The organism is Corynebacterium sp. (assembly GCF_030538285.1).
Classification (GTDB): Bacteria; Actinomycetota; Actinomycetes; order Mycobacteriales; family Mycobacteriaceae; genus Corynebacterium.
The window spans coordinates 32,766-40,710 of record NZ_JAUNUG010000025.1 but is presented as its reverse complement, the minus strand read 5'-3'; the positions used below and the strand labels follow the sequence as shown (position 1 = coordinate 40,710).

General features: G+C 66.6%; 7 protein-coding genes. All 7 read right to left on the bottom strand.

What is annotated here, in order from left to right:
• Nucleotides 1–161 precede the first annotated feature (161 nt).
• Nucleotides 162–953 (bottom strand): ABC transporter ATP-binding protein, encoded by a 792-nt coding sequence (locus Q4G50_RS09390; RefSeq protein ID WP_303377401.1) that lies wholly within the window; start codon nucleotides 951–953, stop codon nucleotides 162–164.
• A complete protein-coding gene (locus Q4G50_RS09385; protein WP_303377398.1) occupies nucleotides 953–1,852 on the bottom strand; it encodes an ABC transporter permease in 900 nt (299 codons plus the stop codon). The genes Q4G50_RS09390 and Q4G50_RS09385 overlap by 1 nt, the downstream gene beginning before the upstream one ends.
• Entirely contained in the window at nucleotides 1,849–2,838 is a 990-nt protein-coding gene (locus tag Q4G50_RS09380; RefSeq protein ID WP_303377397.1) for an ABC transporter substrate-binding protein, read from the bottom strand. Before Q4G50_RS09380 ends, Q4G50_RS09385 begins: the two co-directional genes overlap by 4 nt.
• Nucleotides 2,839–2,934: 96 nt before the next feature.
• Complete coding sequence (locus tag Q4G50_RS09375; protein ID WP_303377396.1) at nucleotides 2,935–3,969, bottom strand: diacylglycerol kinase family protein; 1,035 nt, start codon at nucleotides 3,967–3,969, stop codon at nucleotides 2,935–2,937.
• Nucleotides 3,970–3,979: 10 nt separating this feature from the next.
• Nucleotides 3,980–4,789, bottom strand: a complete 810-nt coding sequence (locus Q4G50_RS09370; protein WP_303377395.1) for a PHB depolymerase family esterase — start codon at nucleotides 4,787–4,789, stop codon at nucleotides 3,980–3,982.
• Complete coding sequence (locus tag Q4G50_RS09365; protein WP_303377394.1) at nucleotides 4,786–6,522, bottom strand: ABC transporter ATP-binding protein; 1,737 nt, start codon at nucleotides 6,520–6,522, stop codon at nucleotides 4,786–4,788. Before Q4G50_RS09365 ends, Q4G50_RS09370 begins: the two co-directional genes overlap by 4 nt.
• The gene (locus tag Q4G50_RS09360) at nucleotides 6,519–7,940 is read right to left on the bottom strand and encodes an ABC transporter ATP-binding protein (protein WP_303377393.1); all 1,422 of its coding nucleotides are present in this window, start codon (nucleotides 7,938–7,940) and stop codon (nucleotides 6,519–6,521) included. The genes Q4G50_RS09365 and Q4G50_RS09360 overlap by 4 nt, the downstream gene beginning before the upstream one ends.
• Between the last annotated feature and the right edge of the window lie 5 nt (nucleotides 7,941–7,945).

The window sequence follows — 7,945 nt, the reverse complement described above, 5'->3', positions numbered from 1 at the left end:
CGTTTGGCAGACGCTGGGGTCGGTCTGCGCAACGTCAGACGGGCCGGCGCCCTTAGACCCAGAATCCTGGCCCTAAGCGTGGGTGACCGTCTGACGTTCGGCAGACCCGTGGACGAAGGAAGCCCCGCTGCGGGGGCAGCGGGGCGTCGAGAAGCAGGGAGCTAGCCGAGGAACGCCTTGTCGGAGAGCGTGGCGCCCTTGATGTTCGCGAACTCCTGCAGGAGATCACGGACGGTGAGCTTCGCCTTCGTCTCCGCATCGGCTTCGTAGACGATGCGCCCCTCGTGCATCATGATGAGGCGGTTGCCGAGGCGGATGGCCTGCTCCATGTTGTGGGTGACCATGAGAGTGGTCAGCCCACCATCGGCGACGATGCGCTCGGTCAACCCGGTGACCAACTCAGCGCGCTGGGGGTCGAGGGCGGCGGTGTGCTCGTCGAGAAGCATGATCCGGGGGTTGGTGAAACCGGCCATCAGCAGAGACAACGCCTGGCGCTGGCCGCCGGAGAGCAATCCCACCTTCGCGGAGAGGCGGTTCTCCAGGCCCAGTTCCAGGGACTGGAGCTTCTCCACGAACTCCTCGCGCCGCTTCTTAGTCAGACCGCGACCCAGGCCGCGGCCCTTGCCGCGCAGCAACGCCAGCGAGAGGTTCTCCTCGATGGTGAGGTTCGGGGCAGTGCCCGCCAGCGGGTCCTGGAACACGCGGCCGACGAAGCGGGCGCGCTTGTGCTCGGGAAGCTTGTTGACTTTCTTGCCGTCGATGAGCACGGTGCCCGAGTCGACGAACAAACGGCCCGCCACAGCGTTGAGTAGCGTCGACTTGCCGGCACCGTTGGAACCGATGACGGTGATGAAATCGCCTTCGTCGAGTGTGAGGTCGACGCCGTCCAAGGCGACGCGCTCGTTGACGGTCCCGGAGAAGAAGGTCTTGGAGATGTTGTCGATAGTGAGCATCACGCAGCCACCTTCGCCCCGGTCGCAGCCGCCGGTTTCCTGTTGAAACGGGACGTCAGGCCCTTCCAACGTGGCACCAGCAGCGCCACGATGACGAGCAGAGCAGTGATCAGCTTCATGTCGTTGGGGTCGAGGCCGACCTGCAGCGCCAGGAAGATGATGAAGCGGTAGAGCACGGCACCGATGATGACGGCGATGACCGCCAGCCACAGGAAGCGTTGTCCGAAGATCGCCTGGCCCATGATCACGGATGCCAGGCCGACGAGGATGAGACCGATACCCATCGAGATGTCGGCGAAGCCCTGGTATTGGCCGACGAGCGCGCCGCACATGCCGACGAAACCGTTGGACAGTGCCAGGGTGAGGGTCTTGGTGAAGTCGGTGGACACGCCGAAGGAGGTGATCATAGGTCCGTTGTCGCCGGTTGCCCGGATCGACAGGCCCAGGTCGGTGGTGAGGAACCACACGACGACCAAGCCGAGCAGCAGGACAACCGCGAGCAGGATGCCCGCACCGGCCCAGGTTCCCAGGATGCCGGCCTCACGCAGCGGCGTGAACACGGTTTCCTGGCGCAGCATGGGAATGTTCGCGCCACCCATGATGCGCAGGTTGATCGACCACAGGCCGATCATGGTGAGAATACCCGCGAGGAGGCCGTCGATACGGCCCTTCGTGTGGAGCAGTCCGGTAATGACGCCGGCAAGAAAGCCGGTGACAAATCCGGCGAGCGTGGCCAGCAGCGGGGGCCATCCGTTGAGGATGCCCACCGCGGCAGTCGCCGCACCCGTGGTGAAGCTGCCGTCGACCGTCAGATCGGGGAAGTTGAGGACACGGAACGTCAAGAAGACGCCCAGTGCCATCACCCCGTAAATGAGGCCGAGCTCGACGGACCCGATCATACGGTCTCGGCCTCGTCGAGGATCTCCTGCGGGATGGTGACGCCGAGACGCTCCGCGGCGTCCTCGTTGATGACGTAGGTGAACTCGGTGGCCTTCTCCACGGACATGGTGGCCGGATCCTCACCGTCGCGCAGGATGCGCACGGCCATCTCGCCGGTCTGGCGACCGAGCTCGGTGTAGTCGATGCCCAGGGTGGCTACGGCGCCGCCTTCGACGGTGCCGGCTTCGGCGGCGATGACCGGGATCTGCTTCTGCTCGGCGACCTGGACCAGGGAGGCGATGCCGGCGACGACCATGTTGTCGGTCGGGACGTAAATGGCGTCGACGTCGCCGAGGGCCTCGACGGCCTGCTGGATGTCGTTGGCGGTGGTGACGGTCTGGGTGACGATCTCCAGGTCACGCGGGCCCGCGGCCTCCTTCGCCAGGTCGACCTGCACCTGGGAGTTGACCTCACCGGAGGCGTAGACGATGCCCACCTTCTCTGCATCCGGGACGAGCTCCTTGAGCAGGTCCAGCTGGTCCTCGATCGGGGCGACATCGGAGGTGCCGGTGACGTTGGCGCCCGGGGCTTCCTCGGAGTCGACCAGCTCGGCGGAAACCGGGTCGGTGACGGCGGTGAACAGGACCGGGATGTCGGTGATGTTCTGGGCGGTGGCCTGCGCGGCCGGAGTGGCCACGGACAGCACCAGGTCGAGGTCCTTGCCGGCGAACTGCTGGGCGATGGTCAGGGCGGTGGCCTGCTCGCCGTTGGCGTTCTGCTCGTCATAAGAGACCTCGACGCCAGCCTCTTCCAGGGCCTCCTTAAAGCCTGCGGTGGCGGCGTCGAGGGCGGGGTGCTGGACGAGCTGGTTGATGCCGATGGAGTAGGCATCATCACCGGCGGCTGCGGTGGTGCCCGAGTCGGTGGACTCGGTCTCGCTCGTGCAGGCGGTGAGGAAAAGTGCGGCGGCCGCGAAGCCAGCCACTACCTTGGTGCGTGAGAACATGGGGGTTCCTTCCAGGGGCCAAGTGTGACGTGTTACGTGGATAAACTTACTTGTTCACGCCATCACTCGGGCAATTACCCTCCGATCACCCCCGCGCTATCCTCCGAAAGCTTGGGTTCCCGGGCGCGGCTCGCCCGGTTCGGCCGTTGGCGGGGGCACTGGCTCACGCACGACGAGGCAGCCCGGCTCAATGGTGATGGTGAAGGCAGTGACCTTTCCTACTTCGTCGCCGTCGACCTCGAAGGTCTCGGGTGTGGGCACAGAGACCTCGAGGCGGCGGGCGGTGGCGTATTGCAGCTGCTCGATATCGTCGGAGCCACCGGTGATCTGCTCGTCGCGGCGACGCAGTCGGTTGAGCACTTTCCGACCCATCTGGGAGGCCAGGCGACCGACGATGAGTCCCCAGCCGGCCAGGCCCTTGGGACGCATGGCGACGAGGTCGAAGTGGCCGTCGTTGGCCACGGCGTCGGGAAGCAATGGGACGCTGGCGACCAGATCACCGCAGTTGCCCACGATCAGTGAGTGGACGCGGGTGCGGCGGGTGGGCCCGTCGTCGAGGCGCCAGGTCAGATGCAGCCGGCGGCCCCCGGTAAGTGATTTGGCGATGGCCACCCCATAGGCCAGGAAGCCGATCTTCTTCTTCAGGTCGTCGTCGGTATTGACGATCATCTGGGCGTCGAGCCCCACGCCCGCCATGACGACGAAGTCGATCTCCTCGGATTCGCCGTCCGGCCGGGTGAGCAGGGCGGTGCACACGTCGATGTCGGTGTCACGGCCGGCGAAGGCGGTTTCGATCGCCTCCGGGACATCCAGCGGCAGCTTGAGGTTGCGGGCCAGCAGGTTGCCGGTGCCCATGGGGATGATCGCCAGAGTCGAGTCGGTGCCGCGCAGGGCGGCGGCCACGGAACGGACGGTGCCGTCCCCGCCGGCGGCGAAGACCATGTCGTAGCCTTGTTCGGCGGCCTGCTGGGCGGGGGCGAAACCGGGGTCCTCGACGGTGGTTTCCCAGAAGGTCGGCTCCTGCCAGCCGTGACGGTCGGCTGCGTCGATGACCTGCTGCTTCATCTCCTCCGGTTCACCCTTGACGGGGTTGAACACTACCGCGACTCGCCGCGATCCATTGCCACTCATGAATACAACGCTACACGCCGAAGAATGCCCGCACCTCCGCAGTCGCTTCCTCCGGCCAGACGTGTGCGCCGCCGCCGACACGCATGTGTACCAGCGGAAGTTCACATCCCTGCCAGTGTTGGACAATGACGTCCTGGTTGCGGCGGGTCATTGTTGAGCCGTGGCAACCATTGGTTTCCGCGATACGGTCCAACACCGCGGGCACAGATTCATAGCGGGTGCCGTGGCGGGTGCCGCCGTAATAGCTGATGGTCCGGTCATTCGTGCCGTGGACGTCGAGCCGCGCGACCGGTTCTGCAGCGCAGTCAGCGTGGATCTTCTCGTAGTAGGCAGCGCCTACCGGGGCCACCGCCCGAAAAGTCTCCGGCATCCGGCAGCCGAGGTAGGCGGCGAATCCCCCGCCGTTGGAGAAGCCCGTGGCGAAAAGGCGGGTGCGGTCGACGGGGTAGTCATCGTCGATGCGCTCGATGAGCGCGGTAATAAAGGCCAGGTCCTCCTCCGAGCTGGTGGTGGCATAGGGGGCGGGTGCCCAGGCCTGCTCCACCCCGTCGGGGTAGACCACGATGGTCTGCGCCTGGTTGAGCCCGCTGATCTGTTCCATCCGCTCGGCGGATTCGCGCCAGCCGTGGAACGCGAACACCACCGGCCACGGCTTCCCGCGGTGGAACCCGTCCGGGGTGGACACGCGGTAGCTCCGTCCGTTGAGTTCCCCTGTCACCGTTTCCTGATCCGAGCCGATGCTTATCGACGTCCCCGTCACCTCCTCCGGCACCGTACATCCGGCCAGCAGCAGAGTCAGTGCGATGACAAGCGCTCTCATGCGCGCCCCCGCGACCAGGCGGCCCACAGGTCGGTGTAGCGCCCGCCGTGTTCGACGAGTTCCTCGTGGCTACCGCATTCGATGACCCGGCCTTCCTCCATGACCAGCACCTGGTCAGCTCGGGCCGCCTGGTCGAGTCGATGGGCAACGACGAGCGCGGCACGGTCTCGGGTGACCACCTCGGCGGCGGCCTCGAGGTCCCCGGCTCCGGCGGAACCGGATTCGGCGGTGGCCTCATCCATGACCACGACCTTCGGGTCAAGCAGGAGGATCCGCGCCAGAGCCAGTTGCTGCGCCTCCACTGGGTCGAGCTGGTGTCCGCGGGAACCGATCTCGGTGTCCAGGCCATCGGCCAGCTGGTGGAACCAGTCGGCATGGACCTGGTCGAGGGCGTCGAGAAGCTCGGCGTCGCTCGCCTCCGGGCGTGCCAGGGTGAGGTCCTCGCGCAACGTGCCGGAAAAAACATGGACATCCTGGGACACCATCGCCAGCCGGGCCACACGCTCGGCGTCGGAGAGGGAGGAGACCTCGGTGTCGTCGACAAGCACGGAACCCTCGTCGGGGACGCGCAAACCGGCCAATAGCGCGGCGACCGTGGTCTTTCCGGCGCCGGATGCGCCGACGAGCGCCACGGTCTCACCGGGGCGGATCGAAAGGGAGACGTCGCGGACGGCCCAATCGCCGCCGTAGGAGAAGCTGACGTTGCGCATCTCGACGACGCCTTCCGGGGCCCGTGCGCCGGAGTCGGCGACCGGGGCGGGCGGATCGATGACCACACCGACGATGCGGGTGAGCGAGGCATAGGCGGACTGCACGGTGTCCAGCACGCGCATGAACATCATGAGCGGACCGCGCAGACGGATGAGCATGAGCATCGCTGCGGTGACCGCGCCGATGCTCAAATCCCCGTTGTTCACGGCCCACCAGCCGACGATGAGGCCGCCAGCGAGGATGATGAACTCGCCGACCGACATCCAGACCTGCAGCACGATCATCGTCAGGCGGGCGGAGAACCCGTGGTCTACCACCGCCTGGGAGGTGACCCGGATGCGTTCGTGCATCTCGGACTCCATCCGGTACGCCCGGACGGTGGCCTGCCCGTGGATCGCCTCCAGTAACTTGCGGGCGCGATCGGCCATGGAGGAACGCTCCGCCGCATAACGCCCCGGCGCCACCGCCAGGTAACGGCGCGAGGCCACCCAGTACAGCGGCGCCACGAGCACCAGGATGAGCAGGAAGCGCCAGTTCAGCGTGACCAGGGCTACCGCGGTGGCGACAATGGTGAACAAAGAACTCGACAGGATGGGCACCGTCTCCGTCACCGCTGAGGACAGCACGGCGACATCATCGGTGGAACGCGAGACCAGATCACCCGTGCCGGCATCCTCCACCCGGTGCACGGGCAGACCCAGCGCCGTACCCACCATCTCCTCACGCAGGTGCGCGATGACACGCTCCGTCAGGCGTGAGACGTAGAAGAATCCGGCGGCACTGAGCCCTGCCCCGGACACGGCCGCGGCCACGAGCCAGGCGACTGCCGTCCAGAGGGAACCACCCTCGATGACGATGTCCACGATCCGGCCCAGCTGCCACGGCACCGCGACCGTCGCCGCGGCACCCAGGCTGAGAAGCACCAACGCCAGCAGGCCCTGGGCCGGCGCGCCGGGCACACGCGCGATCTGACGGCCCACTTCACGGCGCACCTGGCCGAGATCGGCGAGCGGGAACCTCATACGATCACCTCATCGGCGACGGCCTTCCACGCCGGTGCGTCGGTGTAGACCACCGTGGTCCGGCCCTGTCGGGCGCGCGCCACGCGCTGACTGATACGGACCTCAGTCACCGAGTCGACTGCCGTCGTCGGGTCCTGCAGGATGAGGATCTCCGGGTCGGCGGCGATCGCCCGCGCCAGGGCCACGCGCTGGCGCTGACCGCCGGAGAGGTTGCGTCCGTTCTCCCCCACCTCCCGGTCGGGTCCACCGGGAATGTCCTCCACTGCGGCGACCTCCAGGGCGCGTCGCGCGAGCTCGGTGTCCGGGTGGACGTTGTCCAGGACGGAGCCGTCGAAAAGATCTGCCGCATGTGGGGCGACAACCACCCTATCCCGCGGGGCAAGGATGAGGTCGTCTGGCGCAGCTCCGGCGATCACGGTGAGCCCGGCAGGATAGTCGGGGGCCTGGAGGCGTTCCTCGCCGAGCAGGGGTGGTGCGCTGAGCACCTCGCGGATCCGCCGCCCGGAGGCCTGTGCTGCCGCCCAGCGCGAGGCGATGTTTTTGCCCAGCATGGTCATCGGCATGATGACGAACTGCGTCAATCCGATGGCGGTGATGAGCTCGCCGATACTCATCTGGCCCTCGAGTGCTAACCACGCCGCGGCGATGGCCACGGCGATGACATAGAGCGCCCCTGTAGCTTCGGTGACGGCGTTGAGGCGCGCCTGTGCGAGGTTGGCGTCGACGGTGCGCTCATAAGCCTCATCGGAAACACGCAGGTAGCGGCCACGCACGGTGTTCACCGCGCCGAGACCTTTGAGGATGCGCAGCCCCTGCACCACATCCGTGGCGGTTGCCGCCGCTCGGGCCAGCGCCGCCTGCCGCTTGCCCGAACGGCGCCGCAACGGGCCCGCCGCCAGCAACGCAATCCACACCAGCAACGGCCCGCCGATGAGGACTGCAATGCCCAGCGGCACGTTGATGTAGAGCATCATGATGCCCACATACAGCACCGAAGCGATCTCGGCGATGGGAAACACCGCCATAAAAACTGCGTCGGCCACACGCTGGGTGTCCGAGGAGGCAATGGACAACAGCTCTCCCGGGGTGCGGCGCCTTCCACCGACACCGCGGGAATCCTGGATGCGGTCGGTGACCTCCATACGCAGGTCATGTCCGATGACCAGGATCGAGCGGTTGAGCAGCCGCCTTCCGAACCAACTGGCGACCATGCCCACGGCGAAGACACCGGCCAGCACCCCGATCCACCAGAAGACACGATCCAGATCATCAATCGCCCGGCCGATGATCACCGGCGACAGCCCATTCGACAGGAAACTGATCGCCATGAAGATGCCCGCCGGTACCGTCCAGCGCCAGCGCGAGAGAACGGTTTTCGGAAGCCACCTAGGATCATCGGCGGCGGGAAGTCGGGACATGATCG